Genomic DNA, 21,860 nt, shown 5'->3' on the forward strand with positions numbered 1-21,860 from the left:
TCGTTCTCACGACTCCGGCGCGGGGGTGATGTCGGCCTTCGGCGCGTTCGGCGGCGGCGGGGTGGACCCGGAGGCCCGCAGCACGAAATAGTTGATCGCCCACAGCCCGACGCCGATGGCCAGCAGCACCCCGGCGATGGCGTACTGGTTCGGATTGCGGTCGGTGAAGGGCGTCACGAGGAACCCGCAGGTGAGCGCGCCGACCACCGGCAGCACGGTGGGTGTGCGGAAGTGGTCGTGCTCCACCGGATCTCGGCGCAGCACCAGCACCGCGATGTTGACCACGGTGAACACCGCGAGCAGCAGCAGCGCGGTGGTGCCGCCGAGTTCGGCGACCTTGCCGACGAACAGGATCAGCCCGAGCGCGAGCGCGGTGGTGAAGAGGATGGCGACGTGCGGGGTGCGGCGCGCGTGGTTGACGTTGCCGAGCGGCCGGGGGATGACTCGCTGCTTGGCGAGCCCGTACAGCAGCCGGCTCGCCATCAGCATGTTGATCAGCGCGGTGTTGGCGACCGCGAACATGGAGATGATGGCGAAGATGTGCGTCGGGAAGGCGGGCGCTCCGATCTCGACCACCTTCAGCAAGGGTGTGTCGCCCTTGGCGAGGTCGGCGATCGGCACCAGCGCGACCGCGGTGATCGCGACGAGCACGTAGACCAGGGCGGTGATCAGCAGCCCGGCCAGCAGCACCTTCGGGAAGATCCGCGAGGGCTGCTTGCACTCCTCGGCCATGTTCACCGAATCCTCGAAGCCGACCATCGCGTAGAAGGCGAGCGTGGTCGCCACGACGACGCCGCCCACGGCACTGCGGTCGCCGGTCTCGAACTCGGTGATGCGGCTGAAGTCGCCGTTGCCGAAACCCAAGGCCCACAGGCCGATTCCGATGACGATCAGCAGACCAGTGAGCTCGACGCAGGTGAGCAGCACGTTGAGCTTGACGCCCTCGGAGACGCCGCGCAGGTTGATCGCGGCGACCATCAGCATGAACGCCAGCGCCACCAGGGTGAGGCCGGCGCCGGTGCCGAGGTCGATCTCGAAGGCCTCGCCGACGTTGGCGGCGAAGGCGCGGGCCGCGGTCGAGGCCGAGGTGATGCCGGAGCTCATGACCGCGAAAGCGACCATGAAGGTGAGGAAGTGGACGCCGAAGGCCTTGTGTGTGTACAGCGCGGCGCCGGCGGCCTGCGGGTATTTGGTGACCAGTTCCAGGTAGCTGAGCCCGGTGACGAGCGCGACCAGGAAGGCGACCAGGAACGGGACCCAGACCGCGCCCCCGACTTCCTCGGCGACCTTGCCGGTCAGGGAGTAGACGCCGCTGCCGAGAATGTCGCCCACGACGAAGAGCAGGAGCAGGCCGGGGCCGATCACGCGTTTGAGTTGCGGCTGTTCCCCGGCGGCGGAGTCAGCGGTCACATCGGCCATGGCGACACCCCTCTGTCTACATCCAAGTCACGGGAGGTTACCCGTTTCCGGCCGAACTAGACCGCAGGTCAAGGCTTTTCGTCTGCCTGCTCCAGCAGGCTGTCGGCGGTCTGCTCGATCAGGGTCGAGGAGTCGCGCGGGCTCAGCGCCATGGCGCGCAGCTGGTCGAAGATGACCCCGAAGCGCCGGATCTCGTTGTGGCCCTCGATGAGTTCGTCACCGGCGATGCCTTCGACGTAGACCAGCTCCGGATCCTCGGGCTTGGGGAAGTCCACCAGGGTGAACGAGCCGGCCATGCCGGGGTGCGCGCCCGCGCTGAAAGGCAGGATCTGCAGGATGACGTTCTTGCGCTTGCCTTCTTGGAGCAGTTTCTGCAACTGACCGTGCATCACCTCGCGCCCGCCGACCTCCCGGCGGATCGCCGCCTCGTCGAGCACCACCCACAGCTCCAGCGGGTCGTCCTTGCTGAGCACGCGGGCGCGTTCCATCCGAGCCTGGGCCCGGCTCTCCATGATCGAGGCCTCGACCTTGGGCATGGTGGTGTCGATGACGGCCATCGCGTATTGCTCGGTTTGCAGCAGCCCCGGAATGAAGGAGGTCTGGTAGTGCCGCGCGGACAGCGCCTCGGACTCGAAGTTGATGTAGGCGGCGTAGACCTCGGTGAGGTTGCCCTCCCAGGGCCGTGACATTCCCGGTTTCTGGGCGTCGGTCAGCAGATCCAGCGCGTATTTGCGCCGTTCCGCCTCCACGCCGTACAGATCGAGCAGCGTCATCAGGGTGCGCCGCTGCGGGCGGGCCTGCGCCGCCTCGATGCGGTAGAGCGTGGTGACGTTGATTCCGGTCCGGCCGCTGACCTCTTCCTTGCTGAGATGGACGCTTTCACGCATCTCCGAGAGCACGGTGGCCAGTCGGCGCAGACCCGCGGTGAGGACGGTGCGCTTGCCCGCCATGTCGATAGTCCTTTCGCCGTGCGCACACTGGTACGCACCCCCGTGTGCGCTCGTGCGACCGATAGAGCCCACTCAGTGCAGCAGATTCACACGCGAATTGGGCGAATATCGGGAGAGCGTACCCCCGGTTTACGGCACCGTGACGGGGTGGTCGCAACTCAGCGGCGGGTCGACCAGTTCGCAGTCGGACGGTCCGCGCACCGGCTGGTAGCCGCTGGGCACGCCGCCGGCGGCGATGATCCGGCGATAGGTCTCGACCGCGTCGGTGGGCCGGCGGGTGAGGCCGGGGTCGGTGCGGACGTCGACGGTATAGAGGCCGAATCGGGGCGTGTAGGAACCCCATTCGTAGTTGTCGGTGATGGACCAGTAGTTGTAGCCCATGATCCGGATGCCGTCGGCCTTGGCGCGCTGCAACCAGTAGACGGTGTCGCGCAGATGGTCCGAGCGGGTGTAGCCGTCGGCGCGGGGCCGGCCGTCCTCGGTGGGCATCCCGTTCTCCACGATCCACAGCTGCTTGTCCGGGAACTCGCGCGAGTAGTGCTGGAGCGCGTAATAGATGCCCTCGGGGCGGACCGGCAGGTGCCACATGCCCGCGGGGGAGGCCGCCGAGCCGTCGGCGGCGGGGCTGACCTCGGCGCCGGGCTCTTCGAGGCCGAAGTAGTAGTCGATGCCGATGAAGTCGAGCTTGCTCCGGATCCGGGCGATGAGCTCGCCGTTGACCTCGGCCTCCGCGCCCGCGACGTACCCGACATTGCTGGTGACCATGGCCTCGGGCTGGACCCGGTGGATGTAGTCGTAGATCTCGTTGTGTGCCTGGGCGACGCGCTCCAGCATCGCGGCGGCGTCGGTCCCGTTCTGGCGGACCTCGTGCATGATGTAGGCGACCGGCTCGTTGATGGTGACCCACACCGGCTTTCGCGCGGCGAAGCGGTCCACCACCTGGCGGGCGCTGGCCAGCCACTGCTCGACCATGCCGGGGTTGTTCCAGCCGCCCTGATCGGCGACCCAGCCCGGGTAGACCCAGTGGTCCAGGGTCAGCATGGGGTGCATGCCAGCCGCGACGATGGCCTCGACGACCGCGTCGTAGAAGGCGAATCCGTTCTCGTCCCAGGTCTGCGGGGTGGGCTGGATCCGGGCCCATTCGACGCCGACGCGGAAGACCTTCGAGCCGAGCGCGGCGGCGAGCGCGATGTCCTGGGCGTAGCGGGTATGGAAGTCCACCGATTGTTCGTAGCGATCCCAGGTCGGGTTGGCGTCGATATAGCGCAGCCAGTTGGAGTCGGGCGCGTGGCCCTCGGACTGGGAGCCGGAGGCCGCGACGCCCCACAGGAAGTTGGCGCCCAGGCCGTCGGCGATGCTTTTGGCCGGTGCGTGGGGTGCGGACAGGGCGGTGGCGTCGGGCAGCAGCACCGCCGCCGCGGTCAGTCCCGCCAGGGCCAAACGCTGCAGCCGTATGCGCATCGCACTCCCTCCTCCGGACGGGCCGAGGTGACCCCACCCCCGTAGATTAGCTGGGAATTAGCTGAATTCTGGGGAGCGCGGCGGGTGTCGCGAATGTCGAATCGGGGTCGCGTGCGGATCGGGGTGACGGCCGTGTGCCATCCGTGGCCGTTCCGTCGAGCGGAACCGATGGTCCGAACGACCGCGCGGGGCCGACTCTGCAATGGCGCGGGGCGCCGTCGGGCACTGCCCGGAATCGGGTAGCACGGACCGTCCAGTACTATCGCCTGGCTACTGGTTAGCATCCCGAAAGGATTGCGGCGCTTAGCGGTTGCTGCGATCGCAGATGCAAGCACACTCGCGTTGCAGGATTGAAGACGCACTCTTGCGTTCTTGCATCGCTGGGAGCATGATCCAGCTAGCGTAGGAGTTGAAAACAACCAATCCGCGACACGGAAAACCGAATCGAGAGCCAATCATGTTGGTACACATAGCGTTGGTGTCGGGTGTAATTCAGGTGAAGCCGCCGAGTGCGCGCAACGACCGGGGAAATGGCGCAACCGCCATCGCCGCGGTCATGCCGGCGTCGGGCGTTGGCGAGGTGCGGGCATGAGCGCGCCCACGGTGGGTGCGCTCCCCACGGCGCCGCAATTGTTGTGCGCATTCCAGGGCCGGCGCTTCCTGGATCGGGAGCTGCTGCGCTCGGCGCACGCGCTCGCGGACCTGCACGCACGGCGCGCGCAAGTGCGCGATGCGTATCTGGTAGCCGAAATCGATTGCCGTCGAAGTGAACTCGTCGACGATATCAACGATTGGGTGACGGCGGAGGTGCCGCAGCACCGCAACGGCGCCTCGCTGCACACCGAGAGCCTAGGTGCGGTAGTCGACCGTATGGCGCGCAGCTGGGTCGATGCCAATCAGGCCATCGACGCCGACGGGCCGCGCAGCGACAATACCCATAAACATTGGTACCACCTGGCAGAACTGGTGGACGGCTACACTGATCTGGTAACCGACGTGGCCGGTGGCCGGCGTCGATTGCCGGAACAGTGACTCGGCACGGCAGCACTATCGACCGAACAGTGACACTGCTCCATCAGCGTCACTGCCGGAAATGGTGGCGTCCCTGGCCGATTCATCCGACCAATGAATGGGCCAGGACGAAAACGCTACCGGCATTGACGGCGGGCGCAACGGGGCGCCCCGCCCGGCGTGCCGCGTGGTCGACTGGCGCGGCACGCCCGCCGGGATCGGGTTATTCATTCGGCAATCGTGAATTCGGCCGAGGCAGCAGCGCGAATATCGATCTTGTTATGCGCGCGCATTCGGTGCAGTAATTCCACCCAATCCGGTGACCATCCGAAATGTTTGCCGCACATACCCGTTAGTGTCAGCGCCGCGTAAACGGTAGCCAGGTCGCTGCTCTCGATCAGGGCCAGTGCGACCGTATGCAGCGTCGCGGGGGTGTGAGCGCGCATGTTTGCCGAGGACAGGGCGCGATCCACATGACGTGCCGGTCGGTCGACCAGCAAGCCGTCGGCAAGGTTGCCGGCCCGGCGGATCGCGGCGATCGCGGATTCGGGCTCATTCCAGTGGATTCCGGCCATGTGCAGGGTGATGGCGGCCTCCCGCCACAGCGGCTCCGCGCCCAGTGTCGCGGCGATCGCCCCCGCCGCGTTCCGCGCGGCCGGCGACACTCGCGCCTGCATGGTGAGCCGAGATATCAAGGTGGCCAGGCGTTGCCGGGCGGGTAGATCACGGCCGGGCAGCTCGGTGCCGTCCGCCGCCAGTAGCAGGCCCACCGCTGTATGCAGCGGCGCCGGGTCTCCCGTCGCCGTCACGAAGAGAACCAGTGCGGGCACGGCGGTATGCCACAGGCCGAGCTCGTCGAGCTCACAGACGCGCCGCGCCAACTCCGCGCCGGTCTCCGGCGGGCTCCAGCGACTCCACGTCGGCAAGGCCGAAATCGCCTGGGACGCCAGCGGAGTGTCCGTACTCCGGGCTGCCACCAAGATCAAGGCCGCCAGTCGGCGGCGCTGCTCGACCGGGAACAGGCGGGGCGCGAGATCGGTGATCTCCCCGGCCACGGCCGGATCGGTCGCGGCCTCGGCCAGCAGCTGCCAGGCGGGCGACTGATCCAGCAGGAACCGGCACGCGAACACCGCCGCGCGCCGCACATCACGATGCTGATTCGGGCGTTGCCAGACCTCCTGGATGGTCGCCATCGCCTCCGGTGCGTGCAACTCGGCGAGCAGGCGCAGGCCCTCTTTGTTCGCGGTGATCTTGGGAGAATTCAGCAGTGCGGCTGTCGCGGCCGCGAGCCGGTCGGGTGCGATGCCTTTCGCGCAGGTCGCGATGCTGCTCACGGCCACTCGCGCCCGGTCGGAGCCGACGTGGGCGGCCAGCACGACCAGCGCGCGTTCGGGCTGTTCGCTGCGGCCCAGGGCGGTCAGGGCCGCCTCGGATACCGACAGTTCGGGATGTTCGACATAGTTGACGAGGCGGTCGAAGGTATCCGGCAGCCGTCCCAATTGCCGTACTGCCCAGCGCTTTTCCCAGACCGAGGACTTCTGGTGGTCGGCGTGCGCGCTCAGCAGGTGGGCGTACCGCTCCACCTGGTGTGCCGTCCAGCTGCCGAAACCGCTGGAAAAGGTTGGTACGAAGCGTACTTTCGCGGACAGGAAGCGTCCCGGCGTCGCCGCGCCCAGCAGCGATTCGAGCAGATCCGTTCGGCGCGAACCGATTACCCGCTGCACCGCGGGCAGCGTGATCACCGAGCGGTCCCGCTTCAGCAGCGTCATGAGGTGCTGGTCGCGGGTCGCGGGGTTGCGCAGCGCGAGGTCCACCGCGTGCCGCACCGTGGTGTCGTTCCCCGCTCCGGCCGCCCGCAGCACCAGCCGCTCCAGGTCGGGGACATTCCAGGCACGCTTGTCCAGACCCGACGCCAGCGCCAGCGCCAGGTCCCACTCGTCGCGCGCCGCGTCGTTGTCCAGACGGCGCCGCAGCGCCTCGAACAGGCGCTGCTCGGCCCCGCGGGGCAGGTTCCGGTGGATACCGCCGAGCGGGACCTCGGTGGCATGCGCGGCGAGCAGTTCCAGCAGACGCTGGGCGGTCTCGAGGAACGAATTCTCGGTGGCGGTCGGGGTGACGGCCCGGACCAGCAGGACGCGGGCCAGGGTCGCGACGCCGAATATCGTCGGGCGGGAACGGTCCCGGGCTTGCAGCGCGTCGGCGCACAGTTGCTCCAGGGTGGGCAGGTGCTCGGCGCGCAGCAGGGTCGGGGGAACGGTGCCGAGTGTGTGGAAAGCCTGGGCGCGCACCGGTTCCTGCTCGTTGCGCAGCCGGCGCAGCGTCACCAGCAGGGCGGTCAGCACCTGCGGGTCGCGCGCGCCGAAGGCGGCGGTGATCAGCAGCGGATAGGCGGCGGTGCGCTCGTCGGCGGTCGGCCGGCGGATCGCCGCGGCCAGCACGGGTTCGGCTTCGTCCCAGGGCAATCGGGCGGTGAGGGCTTCCCGGATCCACCGAATCGCGTCGGCGCCCGGGCGGCCGAGCAGTTCCCGGGCCAGCTCCGCGCGGGCGCGCCACGGCAGCAGATCGAGTATTTGGGCGTCGAATTGGGCCGGAGCCAGGCCCGGCCGGGCGAAGACAGCCCGCACGACAGCGGCTCGGCGGGCGGGCGGGAGGGCCTGCACGAAGCCGGTCTGAGCGTAAGGGGGGTAGACGGAACAGAGGGAAATCAAATGCTCGTCGGGCAGTTCGCGCAGCGCCTGCCACAGGGCGCTGCCGGTGAGGCTCGCACCGCGGCCGGACGGATGCAGGACGAGGGCGCGTACCGCGTCGGGGTCGTGCCGGGCCAATTGCCCGCCGACGGGCTGTAGCTGCTGGATAGGGCAGTAGCGGATCGCCTGGGCGGCCAAGGCGAGCAGTCGGTCCGGGTGGTGTTCGGCAGCGGTGCGCGCGCAGGCGCCGACCCGCGGCCACAGGTCCCGCCACTCGGATTCCCCGTCCTGGGCGGCGAGCTCCTCGGCGTGGGCGAGCACGACCCCGAGATGCCGGCGCCCGAGCGCGGTCCAGTCCGGCAAACAGTAGGCAAGCTCCGGCAAATATTCGGCGACAGTCGATTCGGAGCAGTACGGCAGCATCCGAGCGGCCTCGCCGTCGCCGTACCGGCGGCGGATCTCGGGCAGGAGCGGGTCGGCCACGTAGGCGCCCTTGGCCCGCCGCAGCGCTCGGTACAGCGCGCGGCGGGTGCGGAAGGACATCCGCGGCAGGCGGTCGACCAGCGTTTCCAGTTCTATTTCGGAACGGATCAGGGCGTTCATCGCGCGGGCCGCCAGCTCCGGTGACTCCGCGTCGAGCCGGCTCAGCAGGAACTCCCGCTCGTCCGCGACCGCCGCGAGGTGCAGGGCGAGCACCTGCTCGTAGTGCCCGCGCTCGGACAGGTCGGCGAGCAGGCCGGTGAGCTCGGGAGTGCCGCGCAACCTCAGCGCGGTCGCCGCCATCGCGTGCCGCCGCGCGGACACCGGCAGCGGTTCGATCTCTTTGAGCAGCTTCGTCGCGCTGGCGGCCATGGCCCCACATCCCCTTCGTCGGCGCCGGACCGCACCGGCCACGGATCTCCCGCCCCGCCGGACCACGCGGTCTCGAATATCTCGGCGATGCTAGGCGATTCCGGTTGCCGCCGCACCGGCATTTACCAGCGTGGTCAGCGGCTGAGCAGGGCCTCGAAGGCGATCCGGTCGCCGCGGTACAGCGCGCGCACGCGTTCGATCGGCGCGCCGTCCTGATCGAGACTGCGCCGGTTCAGCAGCAGCAGCGGCAGGGCCGTGGTGCATTCGAGCAGGGCCGCCTCCCGCGGGGAGGCCAGGACGGTCTCGATCCGCTCGGTGGCCGAGGTGTAGACCACGCCGGTGGCGCGGACCGCGGCGTAGAGCGAGGTGGTGGGGTCGTAGACGGCGCGCAGCCCGGCGAAGCGGGCCCGGGGGAGATAGGTGCTCTCCAGCCCGATGCGTTCGCCGTCGGCGAGCAGGACCCGCTCCAGATGCATGACCGGGGTGCCGGGCGCGAGGCCGAGGGCCTGCGCGGTGTCGGCGTCGGCGGGGACATCCTCGAAGCCGACCACCACCCGGCCCGGGACGCGGCCGAGACTGATCGCGCCCTCGGTGTAGGAGCGCAGCGACAGCGGCTGCACCATTTTCGGACGGGAGACCACGGTGCCGCGGCCCTGGCGCCGGATCCGGCCCTCGACCAGCAGGTCGCGCAGGGCCTGCCGGACCGTTTCCCGGGCCACCTCGAAGCGCACCGCGAGATCTCGCTCGGAGGGGACGGCGTCGCCCACCTCGAGTTCGGCGAGGATGCGCTCCAGCTCGGTGCGCACCACATACGACTTCAGCTGCCGCCCCGGGGTCACCGAATCCGCACTCCCGCCGGGCATTTCGGCCCGCGCGGCACCCTTCGCCTCGGTTGCTTCCATGCCGCCAGCCTACCCGGCATTGGTCTATACCAATTGTTAACCCAGCGTTCGCACAGGAAACACCCGTTGGTCTAGACCATTGGTCACCATAGTGACCATGCGATTGGTCATCATCGGAGGTGGAATCCTCGGCACCGCCCACGCCCTGGCCGCGATCGGCCGCGGCCACGAGGTCGTGCAGCTGGAGCGGGAACCGGAAGCGCGGGGCGCCACCGTGCGCAACTTCGGGCTGGTGTGGGTCTCGGGCCGCTCGGCCGCGGAACTCGACCTGACCCTGCGCTCGCGGGAGCTGTGGGAAGAGATCGGCGGCAAGGTGCCCGGCGTCGGGTTCCGTCCGGCCGGGTCCATCACCCTGGTGCGCACCCCCGAGGAGCTCGCGGTCGCCGAGGCCGCGGCGGTGGATCCGAGCGCCGAGGCGCGCGGCTTCGAACTGCTCGACCCCGATCGGGTACGTGCGATCAATCCCGCGCTGCGCGGTAAATTCCTTGCGGGACTGCACTGTTCGACCGATGCGGCGGTGGAGTCGCGGCAGGCGCTGCCCGCGCTGCGCGCCTACATGACCGCCACCGGCCGCTACACCTTCCACGCCGGCACCGAGGCGCGCTCGGTGACCGAGACCGGCTCCGGCGCCGCGGTACTCGACGATCAGGGCCGGACCTTCCAGGCCGATCTGGTGCTCGATTGCCCGGGCGCCGCGCACACCGGTCTGACCCGTGAGCTCGTCGGCGCCATCCCGGTGCGCCGGGTCCGGTTGCAGATGATGCAGACCGCGCCGCTGGACGAGCCGCTGACCACCGCGATCGCCGACGGCGACAGCTTCCGCTACTACCCGGGCTTCGCCGGGCCGGAAGTGGACGCGCTCAATGCCGAACAGTCCCAGTCCGCCACCGCCGCCGAGCACAAGATGCAGCTGCTGTGCGTGCAGCGCCTGCACGGCGGGCTCACCATCGGCGACACCCACGAGTACACCGAGCCGTTCGCCTTCGACGTGGACGAGGCGCCCTACGAGCACCTCACCCAGGTCGCCGAGGAACTGCTGGGCCGCAAGCTGCCGCAGGTCGTCCGGCGCTGGGCCGGGGTGTACAGCCAGTCGATCGACCCGGCCGCCATCGTCACCCGGGCCCGCGCGAGCGAGCGCGTCTGGGTGATCACCGGGCCCGGCGGGCGCGGCATGACCCTCGGCCCCGTCCTCGGCGAGCAGACCGCCGACCTACTGAACCTGTGAGGAAAGCTATGCCGGACAACGCTATTCAGCTCGCGGTCTTCGATATGGCCGGAACCACGGTCGCCGACGGCGGCTTGGTGGTGCGTGCCTTCGACGCCGCCGCGACCGCCGCCGGCCTCGAAGCCGAAGGCCCGCAGCGGGATCGGGCACGCCAGTACGTGCTCGACACGATGGGGCAATCCAAGATCGTGGTGTTCCGCGCGCTCTTCGACGACGAGGACCGAGCGCAACTGGCCAATCGCGCCTTCGAAGCCGCCTACGACGCGTTGATCGAGGAGGTCGGCGTCACCGCGATTCCCGGCGCCGCCGCGGCTTTCGAGCAGCTGCGCGCCGCCGGCGTCAAGGTCGCGCTGACCACCGGGTTCAGCCGCGGCACCCAGGACCGGCTGCTGACCGCGCTGGGCTGGCACGACATCGCCGATCTCACCCTCGCGCCGGCCGAGGCCGGTCGCGGGCGGCCCTACCCCGACCTGGTGCTGACCGCCTTGCTGCGCCTGGGCGCCGACGCGGTCGATCGCGTCGCGGTGCTGGGCGACACGACCAGCGACATCGCGACCGGCCTGGCCGCGGGCGCGCGGATCGTCGCGGGCACCCTGACCGGCGCGCACGACGAGGCGCAACTGCGGGCCGCGGGCGCCACCCACGTGGTGCCCTCCGTCACCGAGTTCGCCGACCTGATCCGCACCGAACTTTCCTGACCGTCCACCCGTCCCTTCCAGCACCCCACCTCGACGAAGCGAAAGTTGTTCAACCGTGCGTACTTCCACAACGCGCCTCTTCTCCAAGACCGCCCTGCTGCTCGCCGCCGTCTGCGCGGTCTCGCTCACCGCGGCCTGCGGTGGCACCGGTTCCGGTGGCTCCGGCGACCAGACCGTGACCGTCTACTCGGCCGACGGCCTCGACGGCTGGTACAAGACCCAGTTCGAGAAGTTCAAGGCCCAGACCGGCATCTCGGTCAACGTCGTGGCCGCGGGCTCCGGCGAGGTGGTCAACCGGGTGGAGAAGGAGCAGTCCAACCCGCAGGCCGACGTCGTCGTGACGCTGCCGCCGTTCATCCAGAAGGCCGACACCGCCGGGCTGTTGCAGCCGATCGGCGTCGACCTCTCCGCCATCGCCGACTCGGAGAAGGATCCGAAGGGCAAGTACGTCAGCCTGGCCGGCAACTACCTCAACTTCATCGCCAACTCCGCGGTGGACTCGTCCAAGCTCACCTGGGACGACCTGCTGAAGCCGGAATACCAGGGCAAACTGCAGTACTCGACGCCCGGCCAGGCCGGTGACGGCACCGCCGTGCTGATTCTGCTCCAGGCGCTGCGCGGCAAGCAGGGCGCGCTGGACTACCTGAAGGCGTTGCAGGCCAACAATGTCGGCCCGTCCTCCTCGACCGGCAAGCTGCAGCCCAAGGTCGACAAGGGTGAGCTGCTCATCGCCAACGGCGACGTCCAGATGAACATGGAGTCGATCAAGTCCAAGGGCTCGAAGTTCAGCATCTTCTTCCCGGCCTCGGCCGACGGCAAGAAGCACACCGTGTCGCTGCCCTACTTCATGGGCCTGGCCAAGGGCGCCCCGCACGCCGACGCCGCCAAGAAGCTGATGGAGTACCTGCTCAGCAAGGACGTGCAGGTCACCCTCGGCCCCGACGCGTTCGCCGTCTCGGCGCGCAAGGACCTGGCCGAGGTCACCCCGACCGGCACCGGCCCCACCCCGGCGTCGCTGATCAAGGGCGTCGAGGTCGTGCACCCCGACTGGTCCAAGGTGATCACCGAGCTCGACGGCGATGTCGCCGCGTACCAAAAGGCCACCGGCAGCTGATTTTTCAGCCTCGGAGAAGGAGACCGATCATGAACGTCGGTGACGCGCTGACGAAATCCAGTACGACCACAGTGTCCTCGGCCCTCGAACCCGCCATCGTGTTCGACCGGGTCGGGGTGCGGTACGGCACGGGTCGCAAGACCACGGTCGCCCTGGCCGATTTCACCTTGCGCGTCGCCGCCGGGGAGACGGTCGCCCTGCTCGGACCGAGCGGCTCCGGCAAGTCGACCGCGCTCAAGGCCCTGGCCGGATTCGTCCGGCCGACCTCGGGCGCGGTCCGGCTGGCCGGCCGCGACGTCACCGACCTCTCACCCGCCAAGCGCGGGATCGGGGTGGTCGTGCAGTCCTACGCGCTGTTCCCGCACATGACCGTGCACGGCAATGTCGCCTTCGGGCTGAAGGCGCACCGGGTGCCGCGCCGGGAGATCGACGCGCGGGTCACCGAGGCGCTGGAGATGGTCGGCATGGGCGCCTACGCCAAGCGGCTGCCGCGCGAACTGTCCGGCGGTCAGCAGCAGCGGGTGGCGATCGCCCGGGCCCTGGCCATCCGGCCCAAGGTGCTGCTGCTCGACGAACCGCTCGCCGCGCTGGACGCGCAGCTGCGCCAGTCCATGCTCGGCGAACTCCAGCAGTTGCGAAAAGCGCTGCCGGACACCGCGATGCTCTACGTGACCCACGATCAGGCCGAGGCGCTGGCGCTGGCCGACCGGATCGCGGTGATGCGGGACGCCCGGCTGGTCGACATCGACACCGCCGAAAACCTCTGGCAGCGCCCACCCAGCGATTTCACCGCCGCCTTCCTGGGCGGTGCGAACCTGGTGCCCTGCACCGTGAATCACATCTCCGGTGACGCCGCCCTGGTCACCGCGGGTACGCACACGCTGCGCGCCAAGGCGCCGAAACCCGGTGTGGGCAAGGCCGCATGGGCTCCGGATGCCGCGGCTCTGCTCTGCGTCCGGCCGCACACGCTGACCGTCGGCGCGACCACCGACCGGGACGCGCTGCGGGCCACCGTGCGCGCGAGCGTCTGGCGCGGCGCCACGACCCGCCTGCGCCTGGCGGTCGACGGGCTGCCGGATGAGATCGCCGCCGATGTACCGGGTCACCTTGCCGCCGAACTCGATTCGGTCGTCGGCGTGCGGTTCCCGGACCCGGCCGGTGTGCTCATCCCGGCCGAGCTCGGTGCCCGACCGCCCGCCACCGCGGCGGGATCCGGTGTGGACGAGACGGGACCGCGGGCATGAACGCGCCCGCGCTGCTGGAAAATCCGGTGGAGCGAGACGAAGCGCCGATCGGTGTTCGACGCGGTTGGCGGCCCGTGCTGTGGACGGTGCCGCCGATCCTGGTCGTGCTGATCATCGCCGTGTATCCGATCACCCGGGTGCTCGCCGAGTCGACGGTGACGCCGTCCGGACGCGGCAGCTCGGTGTGGACGGAGGTGCTGGCCTCGGAATCGTTCCGTAATGCATTGTGGCGCACCATTTCCGTCGCCGTGGCCTCGACCGCGGGGTGCCTGCTGCTCGGTACCTTCCTCGCGGTGGTGCTCGCCTTCGTGCCGTTCCGTGGTTCGGCGGTGGTGGGCCGGCTCATCGATACCGTGCTGACGTTGCCCTCGTTCCTGGTGACGCTGGCCTTCGCCTTCCTCTACGGCACCGCGGGCGCGGTGAACGCGCTGATCTCCGAGCTCACCGGCCGCGAGACGCCGCTGCTGAACTTCCTCACCACCCCGTGGGGCGTGATCGCCGCGGAGATCACCTTCTTCACCCCGTTCGTGGTGCGGCCGCTGCTGGCCGCGTTCGCCCAGTTGCCGCGCGAACAACTCGATGTCGCCGCGAGTTTGGGCGCGTCGCCGTGGCGAGTGCTGCGCCAGGTGGTGCTGCCGGAGGCCTGGCCCGCGCTGGCGGCCGGGGGCAGCCTGGTGCTGCTGCTGACGCTCAACGAGTTCGGCATCGTGCTGTTCACCGGCGCCAAGGGCGTGCTGACCCTGCCCGCGATGATCTACACCCGCGGCATCGTCACCTTCGATCTGCCCGGCGCGGCGGTGCTGGCCACCGTGCAGGTGGTCCTCTCGCTCACCCTGTACGCGGCCTACCGAATCGTGTTCGCCCGCTTCACCTCCCGGAAAGGACACTGACCATGCTGGTGTGGACCCGCACCGGTAGAGCGGTGCTGCTCGGCGTCTTCGGCCTCGTGCTGACGATCGTGTTCCTGGCCCCGATCGCCACCGTCGTCGCGGCGGCGCTCGCGGGCAGCTGGACCGGGCCGCTGCCGTCGAACCTCGGTGTCGCCAACTTCTCCCAGGCGCTGACCGGTGACGACGCGGCCAGTCTCGCCGTCAGCCTGCAAACCGCCTTGCTGGCCGGAACTTTCGCGCTCGTTCTCGGCACCTGGGCGGCGCTGGCGGCGCGGGAAGCGCCCGGCTGGTGCCGGCGGCTCACCGACGCGGTGTTCCATCTGCCGGTCGCGGTGCCCTCGGTGGCGATCGGCCTCGGTGTGCTGATCGCGTTCAACGAGCGCCCGATGCTGCTCGGCGGCACCAAATGGATTGTCATCCTGGCGCATTCGGTGCTGGTGCTGGCCTACGCCTTCAGCGCCGTCTCCGCCGCCCTGGACCGCCTCGACCCCGGCTACCGGCAGGCCGCCGAATCCCTCGGCGCGGGCCCGGTCCGCGTGCTCTGCCAGGTGACCCTGCCGCTGCTGCTGCCCGCCCTCGGCGCGGCGGCGGGCCTCTCGATCGCCCTGTCCATGGGGGAACTCGGCGCGACCATCATGGTGTACCCGGCCACCTGGCGCACGCTCCCGGTCACCATCTTCGGGCAGACCGACCGCGGCGAGATCTTCACCGCCGCGGCGAGTACCAGCCTGCTGGTGCTGATCACCCTGGTCGCCCTCGTCCTGCTCGGCCGCGTGAAGGGGCGCGCCGCACTGCGGTAGCTCCTATGTCCGACCCATTACTCGCAACAGTGCTGGCACTGATCTCCGCGCTCATGCACGCCTCGTGGAACGCGGCCGTCAAGTCCGGCACCGACCGGCTCACCCAGATGGGCATGGTGGACGCCACCGCGCTGGTGGTGTGCGCGGCGGCCGCGCCGTTCGTCGCGCCGCCCAACAAGGAAGCCTGGCTGTTCCTCGGGATCTCCACGGTGCTGAACACCGCGTTCCGGCTGTGCATGATCAAGGCCTATCAGCTCGGCGATTTCGGCCAGATGTATCCGATCATGCGTGGCGTGCCGCCGCTGGCGGTCGCGGTGATTTCCGTTGTGGCGCTGCATCAGTCGCTGACCGCGCTGGCCTGGACCGGGGTCGCGCTGATCTCGGCCGGCGTGGTCAGCCTGGTCTTGTCGAACAAGCTGGGGGCGATCCGGGTGCTGCCGGTCACCTACGCGGTGCTGGCCGGGCTCGCGATCGCCGGATACACCGCCTCCGACGCCGGCGGTGTGCACGCGGCGACGAGCCTGCTCGGCTACCTGGTCTATCTGTTCCTGATCGAGAGCATTCCGATCCCGGCCCTGGCCCTCGCCGCCCGCAAGCGCGCGGCGTTCACCTATGTCCGGCACAACTGGAAGCTCGGCCTGTTCGGCGGCGTCAACGCCCTGCTGTCCTATTCGCTGATCCTGGTGGCGCTTTCGCTCGCGCCCGCCGCGAAGGTCGAGGCGCTGCGCGAGACCAGCGTGGTGCTCGCCGCGGGCATCGGCGCGCTGGTGTTCAAGGAAGCCTTCGGCCGCAACCGCGTGCTCAGCTCGATCGTGGTGGCGGCCGGGATCGTCCTGATGAGCGTGTGATCCGCCCTACGCGGACGCTGTCGGCGGGTGGTCGACGGCAGCGCGGAGGCGTTGCGCGGCGCGGGCGTCGTCGGGCCCGTGCACCAGCGGGACCGGCTTGTTCCCGCGATAGGCGTGTCGTCCGGCGGGCGGGGCGGCGAGGAGCTCGATGATCGATTCGACTGCGGTGTCCGGTGATTCGGCGGTGCGGGCGAGCAATTTCGCGCTCAGGCGCAACGCCGCCCCGTACTCACCGGCGAAGCTGGTCTTGACCATGCGCTTGGGGCCCCAGGTGAGGTAGCTCAGCGCGGTGTTCGTGGTGAGCTCGAGGCCGAGTAATTCGTTGGCGCGGCGCTGCTGGGCGTTGGCACGGCTGAAGCGGAAGCCCCGTGCGGATTCGAGGTCGTCGAACGCGATCGCGTCGACCTTGGTGCCCGGCACCGACATATTGACGATGACCGGCCGATCGCTCGCCGCGAGCGCGTCGGCGAGACCGGTGGTCAGCAGGTATTTGGAGACGAAGAACAGCACCCACGACGCCTCCCGCCCCTCGGCGGTGACGTGCCGCCGCTGCCGGACGAACGAGGCGGCCAGCACCAGCGCGTCGATCCGGGGATGGCGGGCGGTGATCTCGGCGACGACCCGCCGGCTGTCGGCGACCAGGGAGAGATCGGCGCGGACGAACTCGGCACGGTCGCCGGCCGACCCTCCCGCCGCGGTGAGCCCCGCGAGTAAGCGGTCGAACTTCGCGCGGTCGCGGGCCACGACCACGACCCGATCGCCGCCGCGCAGGAAGTGCCGCACCAGCGCGGCGCCCATGCCCTCGGTTCCACCTGTCACGACCACGGTCCGCATAGCGACTCCTTCCGATACATCGGAACGCATGTTCCGATGCTGCCACCGTAGCGCAACGGAACCGATGTTCCGAATTGTTAGGGTGGTGCCATGACCGGGCAGCGACGACAGAGCCGTGACGTGGTGGCCAATCGGGCCCAGATCGTCGCGGCGGCGGCGCGGGTGCTCGAGGAACAGGGCATGCGCGCCGATATGCGCACCATCGCCAAAGCGGCCGGGCTCGGAATCGGCACGCTGTACCGGCATTTCGCCACTCGCGAGGACCTGCTGCGCGCGATCACCGAGTCCGATCTGGTGGAACTCGCGGAAACTCGGCTGCCCCCGGGGGCGACCGCGCTCGAGGCGCTGCGCGCGTACTACGCCGCCGCGCTCACCGGCCTGGCCGGTAACCGGGCGCTGCTCGAGATCCTCGCCGACAGTCAGCCCTCGGCCGCCGAATTCGCCGCCTGCGTAGCCCATTTGACGGCGATCGGCAGCGACGCGGTCGAGCGGGCCAGGCACGATCACACCCTGGCCGCGGATATCACCGCGACCGACATCGCCTACCAATTCCTCGCGCTGGTCCGGATCGTGCAGTTGCATCCCGATCCGGACGCGATCGGCCATCACATCGATATCGCGTTGCGGGGGCTGCACGCCGGCCGCCTCTAGGATTGACCTGTGTCTCTACTGCCGCTGATCTTCACCGCCGGCTGGGCCAGCGGTATCAACGCCTACGCGGTCGTGCTGCTGTTCGGGCTGTTCGGAGTGACCGGTCTGGTCGACGACGTCCCGGAAGGGTTGCAGCGCACCGACGTACTGATCGCGGCGGGCGTGCTGTTCCTGATCGAGGCGGTCGCCGACAAGATCCCGTACTTCGACACCTTCTGGGATTCCATCCACACCGTGATCCGTCCCGCCTCGGGTGCGGTGGTGGCCGCGTTGCTCGCCGGTTCGGACGGTTCGCTGCCGCAATTGGGCGCGGCGGCCGTCGGCGGCACGACGGCGCTGGTCAGTCATCTGGTCAAGGCCGGATTGCGCATGTCGATCAACACCTCACCCGAACCCGCGAGCAATATCGTGGTCAGCACCGCCGAAGACCTGACCGTGGCCGGGGTCATCACGCTCGCGGTGTTCCATCCGGTCGCCGCCGCGCTCATCGCGGCCGTCCTGCTGATCCTCGGCATCTTCCTGGCCGTGTTCCTGGCCAAGCGAATTCGCCGCGCCCGGCGGCGCTTCCGGGCGTGGCGCGAGGCCCGGTCCGCGGCGCGGTACCGCCCGGCCGGTGGCTGACCCCGACCGGGCGGTTCCTCGACCGGCTAGCGCACCTGGGGTGCGACTTTCTCGCCGAGCAGTTCGATATTGCGAATCACCTTGTCGTGCGGGAGCGTTCCGACGCTGGTGTGCAGCATGAACCGGTCCAGCCCCAGGGTGTCGCGGACGTCGGCGATCTTCCCGGCGACATAGTCGGGAGTGCCGACGAACAGCGAACCGCTCTGCGAGCGCAGGGCATTGAACTGCGGGCGGGTCATCGGGCCCCAGCCGCGTTCGCGGCCGATCTGGCTCATGGCGGCGGCATAGGGTTCGTAGAAGTCGGCCACCGCCTGCTCGTCGGAGTCGGCGATGTAGCCGTGCGCGTGCACGGCGACCGGCTGCTTCTCGTGCCCGCCCTCGGCCAGCGCCCGGTGGTAGAGATCGACCAGCGGCTTGAAGCGCGCGGGCTCGCCACCGATGATCGCGATCGCCAGCGGCAGGCCGAGCAGGCCCGCGCGGACGACGGATTCGGGGCTGCCGCCGACGGCGATCCAGACCGGCAGCGGCCGGTCATCGGTGCGCGGGTAGACGATCGCGTCGCGCAGCGGCGCCCGGAACTTGCCGGACCAGGTCACCGGGCCCTCGTCGCGGATGTGCAGCAGCAGGGCCAGCTTCTCCTCGAAGAGTTCGTTGTAGTCCGACAGGTCGTAGCCGAACAGGGGGAAGGACTCGGTGAACGAGCCGCGTCCGGCCATCAGCTCGGCGCGGCCGTTGGACAGGCCGTCCAGCGTCGCGAATTCCTGGTACGCCCGGACCGGATCGACCGAGCTGAGCACGGTGACCGCGCTGGTCAGCTGGATGCGCTCGGTGCGCGCCGCGATCGCCGCCAAGACGACGGCGGGTGCGGAGGCGGCGAAATCCTTGCGGTGATGCTCGCCGACGCCGTAGACGTCCAGGCCGACGCGCTCGGTCGCCACGGCCTCCTCGACCACCTCGCGCAGCCGCTGCCCGGCGCTGGGCGCGGGCCGGTCGCCGACCGGCATGACCTCGGCGAAGGTTGTCATTCCCAATTCCACGGCAGGGTCCTTGTCTGTGAGTGGGCCTAGTCTATCCGCTTAAACGGACCCCGGTCCGTATCTATTCCGGCAGGGGACGTGGGAGCTGACGAGTGCGAGCGGCCCCGGACCGATAGGCTTGATCCATGGCAGTTCGCACCCGCAAACCCCTCGTCCCCGGTACGCAGTCGCCCATCCGTGAGGTGCCCCGCTCGATCGAGCGGCCCGAGTACGCGTGGAAGAAAACGGTGAACGAGGGGCGCGAGCCCTGGGTGCAGACCCCGGAGACGATCGAGAAGATGCGGGTCGCGAGCAAGATCGCGGCGCAGGCGCTCGAAGCGGCCGGCCAGGCGGTGGCGCCGGGCGTCACCACCGACGAACTCGACCGGATCGCGCACGAGTTCCTGCTCGACCACGGCGCCTACCCCTCCACCCTGGGGTACAAGGGCTTCCCGAAGTCGTGCTGCACCTCGCTCAACGAGGTCATCTGCCACGGCATCCCGGACTCCACCGTGATCGAGGACGGTGACATCGTCAATATCGACGTCACCGCCTACATCGACGGCGTGCACGGCGACACCAACAAGACCTACCTGGCCGGCGATGTCGACGAGGAGGTGCGGCTGCTGGTGGAGCGCACCGAGGAGGCCACCCTGCGCGCCATCAAGGCGGTGCGTCCCGGGCGTGCGCTCAATGTCATCGGCCGCGTCATCGAGTCCTACGCCAACCGCTTCGGCTACGGCGTGGTCCGCGACTTCACCGGCCACGGCGTCGGCCCCACCTTCCACAGCGGCCTGGTCATCCTGCACTACGACCAGCCCGCGATCGACTCGGTCATCGAAGAGGGCATGACCTTCACCATCGAACCGATGATCAACCTCGGCGGCATCGACTACGAGATCTGGGACGACGGCTGGACCGTGGTCACCAAGGACCGCAAATGGACCGCGCAGTTCGAGCACACCCTGGTGGTCACGGCGACGGGCGCCGAGATCCTCACCCTGCCGTGAGTCCGGCGCGTCCGCGCGTCGCGGCGCTGTGAAGGGTGCGTTGCTGGTGGCGGGGACGACCTCCGACGCCGGGAAAAGTGTTGTGGTGGCGGGGCTTTGCCGGATGCTGGCGCGGCGCGGGGTGCGGGTCGCGCCGTTCAAGGCGCAGAACATGTCCAACAACTCCGTGGTCACGCTGGACGGCGGGGAGATCGGCCGGGCGCAGGCCTTGCAGGCCCAGGCCTGCGGGCTGGCGCCGAGCGTGCGGTTCAATCCCGTACTGCTGAAGCCGGGTAGCGATCGGCGGTCCCAGCTCGTGGTGCGGGGCAAGGCGATCGGCACCGTCGGCGCGCGGGACTACTTCCAGCACCGGCAGGATCTGCGCGCGGTCGTTGCCGCCGAACTGGATTCGCTGCGTGCCGACTACGACGTGGTGATCTGCGAGGGCGCGGGCTCACCCGCCGAGATCAACCTGCGTGCCACCGATCTGGCGAACATGGGCCTCGCGCGGGCGGCGCACCTACCGGTCGTGGTGGTCGGCGACATCGACCGCGGGGGCGTGCTGGCCCACCTGTTCGGCACCGTCGCGGTCCTGGAACCCGAAGACCAGCAGCTGATCTCGGCGTTCATCGTGAACAAGTTCCGGGGCGATGTCGACCTGCTGAAGCCCGGGCTGGATCGGCTGGCCGAACTCACCGGTCGTCCCACCCTCGGTGTCCTCCCGTACGCGGAGGACCTCTGGATCGACGCCGAAGACTCCCTGAGCACGATCGCCGACGCGCCCGTCGGTCGCCCGCGCCCGCCGCGCGGCACCGAATGGCTCACCGTCGCCGCCGTTCGCCTGCCCCGTATCTCCAACTCCACCGACATCGAAGCCCTGGCCTGTGAGCCCGGCGTCTCGGTCCGCTGGGTGACCGAACCGTCGCGCCTGGCCGACGCGGATCTGGTTGTGCTGCCGGGCAGCAAGGCCACCGTCGCCGACCTGGAATGGTTGCGCCGCACCGGATTGGCCGACGCTCTGCGCGCCCGCGCCGCGGCCGGCCGGCCCGTCCTCGGGATCTGCGGCGGCTATCAGATGCTCGGCGCGCGCATCACCGACACCGTCGAGTCCGGGGCGGGTCACGTCGAGGGCCTGGGCCTGCTCGATCTCGACATCGAGTTCGCCGCGTCCAAGGTGCTGCGGCAGGTCCGCGGATACGGCGGTGCGTCGGCCGGGACGCCGATTCCGCTGGGCGGCTACGAGATCCACCACGGCCGCGTCGCCCGCACCGGCGACCCGGCCTGGCTCCAGGTGGAAGGCGAGCCCGAGGGCAGCGTCCACGGCGTGATCTGGGGCACCCACCTGCACGGCCTGATGGAATCCGACGCGTTCCGCCGCACCTGGCTCACCGCGGTCGCGGCGGCCGCGGGCCGCTCCGGTTTCCTTGTCGCCGAGGATGTTTCGGTGGCCGACATTCGTTCGGCCCAGCTCGACCTGCTGGCCGATCTGGTCGAGCGGCACCTCGACCTCGCCGCGCTGGAACACCTCATCGACCACGGCGCACCCGCCCACCTCCCCGAGATCACCAGCCGGCTGAGTGTCGCGGCACTCGATCCCGGCGGAATGTGACGCCGGGCGCGACTGGGTGAGACGCGCCGCCGCGTTCAG

At 69.6% G+C, this 21,860-nt stretch carries 19 protein-coding genes; 12 read left to right on the top strand and 7 right to left on the bottom strand.

Translation table 11 applies throughout. The annotated features are described in order from the left end of the window. Window positions 1-6: 6 nt before the first annotated feature. The 3 genes from AB0H76_RS05505 to AB0H76_RS05515 form a co-directional block, all read right to left on the bottom strand. Window positions 7-1,419 carry an APC family permease gene (locus AB0H76_RS05505; RefSeq protein ID WP_357317747.1) on the bottom strand — a complete coding sequence of 471 codons (1,413 nt, stop codon included), beginning with the start codon at window positions 1,417-1,419 and terminating at the stop codon, window positions 7-9. A 68-nt stretch (window positions 1,420-1,487) separates the two neighbouring features. Further along, window positions 1,488-2,369, bottom strand: a complete 882-nt coding sequence (locus AB0H76_RS05510; RefSeq protein ID WP_357317750.1) for a helix-turn-helix transcriptional regulator — start codon at window positions 2,367-2,369, stop codon at window positions 1,488-1,490. Window positions 2,370-2,498: 129 nt separating this feature from the next. After that, entirely contained in the window at window positions 2,499-3,830 is a 1,332-nt protein-coding gene (locus tag AB0H76_RS05515; protein WP_357317752.1) for a family 1 glycosylhydrolase, read from the bottom strand. 672 nt (window positions 3,831-4,502) lie between these two features. Here AB0H76_RS05515 and AB0H76_RS05520 point away from each other — a divergent pair. Further along, window positions 4,503-4,862: a DUF4254 domain-containing protein gene (locus AB0H76_RS05520; protein ID WP_357320416.1), complete on the top strand. Its 360-nt coding sequence runs from the start codon at window positions 4,503-4,505 to the stop codon at window positions 4,860-4,862. A 206-nt stretch (window positions 4,863-5,068) separates the two neighbouring features. Here AB0H76_RS05520 and AB0H76_RS05525 read toward each other — a convergent pair whose 3' ends face one another. Next, window positions 5,069-8,380: a hypothetical protein gene (locus AB0H76_RS05525; protein WP_357317755.1), complete on the bottom strand. Its 3,312-nt coding sequence runs from the start codon at window positions 8,378-8,380 to the stop codon at window positions 5,069-5,071. Between the two features lie 134 nt (window positions 8,381-8,514). Further along, entirely contained in the window at window positions 8,515-9,243 is a 729-nt protein-coding gene (locus tag AB0H76_RS05530) for a GntR family transcriptional regulator (protein ID WP_357320419.1), read from the bottom strand. Between the two features lie 136 nt (window positions 9,244-9,379). Between AB0H76_RS05530 and AB0H76_RS05535 the strand changes: the two genes are divergently transcribed. The 7 genes from AB0H76_RS05535 to AB0H76_RS05565 are packed head-to-tail and all read left to right on the top strand — an operon-like array spanning window position 9,380 to window position 16,101. Further along, complete coding sequence (locus AB0H76_RS05535; RefSeq protein WP_357317758.1) at window positions 9,380-10,507, top strand: TIGR03364 family FAD-dependent oxidoreductase; 1,128 nt, start codon at window positions 9,380-9,382, stop codon at window positions 10,505-10,507. 8 nt (window positions 10,508-10,515) lie between these two features. Beyond that, a complete protein-coding gene (locus tag AB0H76_RS05540; RefSeq protein ID WP_357317761.1) occupies window positions 10,516-11,205 on the top strand; it encodes a phosphonatase-like hydrolase in 690 nt (229 codons plus the stop codon). 55 nt (window positions 11,206-11,260) lie between these two features. Continuing rightward, window positions 11,261-12,319: a 2-aminoethylphosphonate ABC transporter substrate-binding protein gene (locus tag AB0H76_RS05545; RefSeq protein ID WP_357317763.1), complete on the top strand. Its 1,059-nt coding sequence runs from the start codon at window positions 11,261-11,263 to the stop codon at window positions 12,317-12,319. 29 nt (window positions 12,320-12,348) lie between these two features. Further along, window positions 12,349-13,563, top strand: a complete 1,215-nt coding sequence (locus AB0H76_RS05550; protein ID WP_357317766.1) for an ABC transporter ATP-binding protein — start codon at window positions 12,349-12,351, stop codon at window positions 13,561-13,563. Beyond that, window positions 13,560-14,453 carry a 2-aminoethylphosphonate ABC transporter permease subunit gene (locus AB0H76_RS05555; RefSeq protein WP_357317768.1) on the top strand — a complete coding sequence of 298 codons (894 nt, stop codon included), beginning with the start codon at window positions 13,560-13,562 and terminating at the stop codon, window positions 14,451-14,453. Before AB0H76_RS05550 ends, AB0H76_RS05555 begins: the two co-directional genes overlap by 4 nt. Window positions 14,454-14,455: 2 nt before the next feature. Next, the gene (locus AB0H76_RS05560) at window positions 14,456-15,253 is read left to right on the top strand and encodes an ABC transporter permease subunit (RefSeq protein ID WP_357317771.1); all 798 of its coding nucleotides are present in this window, start codon (window positions 14,456-14,458) and stop codon (window positions 15,251-15,253) included. 5 nt (window positions 15,254-15,258) lie between these two features. After that, window positions 15,259-16,101, top strand: a complete 843-nt coding sequence (locus tag AB0H76_RS05565) for an EamA family transporter (RefSeq protein WP_357317773.1) — start codon at window positions 15,259-15,261, stop codon at window positions 16,099-16,101. 6 nt (window positions 16,102-16,107) lie between these two features. On the opposite strand, the gene AB0H76_RS05570 is transcribed toward AB0H76_RS05565, so the two are convergent. Continuing rightward, entirely contained in the window at window positions 16,108-16,935 is an 828-nt protein-coding gene (locus AB0H76_RS05570) for an SDR family NAD(P)-dependent oxidoreductase (protein WP_357317776.1), read from the bottom strand. Between the two features lie 90 nt (window positions 16,936-17,025). Between AB0H76_RS05570 and AB0H76_RS05575 the strand changes: the two genes are divergently transcribed. Beyond that, window positions 17,026-17,586: a helix-turn-helix domain-containing protein gene (locus AB0H76_RS05575; protein WP_357317779.1), complete on the top strand. Its 561-nt coding sequence runs from the start codon at window positions 17,026-17,028 to the stop codon at window positions 17,584-17,586. A 9-nt stretch (window positions 17,587-17,595) separates the two neighbouring features. After that, on the top strand, window positions 17,596-18,207 hold the full coding sequence (locus AB0H76_RS05580; RefSeq protein WP_357317781.1) for a DUF4126 domain-containing protein: 612 nt from the start codon (window positions 17,596-17,598) through the stop codon (window positions 18,205-18,207). Window positions 18,208-18,233: 26 nt separating this feature from the next. On the opposite strand, the gene AB0H76_RS05585 is transcribed toward AB0H76_RS05580, so the two are convergent. Continuing rightward, entirely contained in the window at window positions 18,234-19,244 is a 1,011-nt protein-coding gene (locus tag AB0H76_RS05585; RefSeq protein WP_357317783.1) for an LLM class flavin-dependent oxidoreductase, read from the bottom strand. Between the two features lie 125 nt (window positions 19,245-19,369). On the opposite strand from AB0H76_RS05585, the gene map reads away from it, so the two are divergent. Beyond that, window positions 19,370-20,233, top strand: coding sequence for a type I methionyl aminopeptidase (map, locus tag AB0H76_RS05590; RefSeq protein WP_357317785.1), 864 nt, complete (start codon window positions 19,370-19,372; stop codon window positions 20,231-20,233). A gap of 28 nt (window positions 20,234-20,261) precedes the next feature. Further along, window positions 20,262-21,821, top strand: a complete 1,560-nt coding sequence (locus tag AB0H76_RS05595; RefSeq protein ID WP_357317787.1) for a cobyric acid synthase — start codon at window positions 20,262-20,264, stop codon at window positions 21,819-21,821. Window positions 21,822-21,860 lie beyond the last annotated feature (39 nt).

It is taken from the genome of Nocardia sp. NPDC050712, assembly GCF_040654295.1.
Classification (GTDB): domain Bacteria; phylum Actinomycetota; class Actinomycetes; order Mycobacteriales; family Mycobacteriaceae; genus Nocardia.

Coding starts and splice junctions, on each gene's coding strand:
- AB0H76_RS05565 (WP_357317773.1), top strand. CDS start 15,259: ATGTCCGACCCATTACTCGCAACAGTGCTGGCACTGATCTCCGCGCTC.
- AB0H76_RS05575 (WP_357317779.1), top strand. CDS start 17,026: ATGACCGGGCAGCGACGACAGAGCCGTGACGTGGTGGCCAATCGGGCC.
- AB0H76_RS05560 (WP_357317771.1), top strand. CDS start 14,456: ATGCTGGTGTGGACCCGCACCGGTAGAGCGGTGCTGCTCGGCGTCTTC.
- AB0H76_RS05550 (WP_357317766.1), top strand. CDS start 12,349: ATGAACGTCGGTGACGCGCTGACGAAATCCAGTACGACCACAGTGTCC.
- map (WP_357317785.1), top strand. CDS start 19,370: ATGGCAGTTCGCACCCGCAAACCCCTCGTCCCCGGTACGCAGTCGCCC.
- AB0H76_RS05505 (WP_357317747.1), bottom strand. CDS start 1,419: ATGGCCGATGTGACCGCTGACTCCGCCGCCGGGGAACAGCCGCAACTC.
- AB0H76_RS05570 (WP_357317776.1), bottom strand. CDS start 16,935: ATGCGGACCGTGGTCGTGACAGGTGGAACCGAGGGCATGGGCGCCGCG.
- AB0H76_RS05515 (WP_357317752.1), bottom strand. CDS start 3,830: ATGCGCATACGGCTGCAGCGTTTGGCCCTGGCGGGACTGACCGCGGCG.
- AB0H76_RS05525 (WP_357317755.1), bottom strand. CDS start 8,380: ATGGCCGCCAGCGCGACGAAGCTGCTCAAAGAGATCGAACCGCTGCCG.
- AB0H76_RS05555 (WP_357317768.1), top strand. CDS start 13,560: ATGAACGCGCCCGCGCTGCTGGAAAATCCGGTGGAGCGAGACGAAGCG.
- AB0H76_RS05535 (WP_357317758.1), top strand. CDS start 9,380: ATGCGATTGGTCATCATCGGAGGTGGAATCCTCGGCACCGCCCACGCC.
- AB0H76_RS05530 (WP_357320419.1), bottom strand. CDS start 9,243: ATGCCCGGCGGGAGTGCGGATTCGGTGACCCCGGGGCGGCAGCTGAAG.
- AB0H76_RS05510 (WP_357317750.1), bottom strand. CDS start 2,369: ATGGCGGGCAAGCGCACCGTCCTCACCGCGGGTCTGCGCCGACTGGCC.
- AB0H76_RS05540 (WP_357317761.1), top strand. CDS start 10,516: ATGCCGGACAACGCTATTCAGCTCGCGGTCTTCGATATGGCCGGAACC.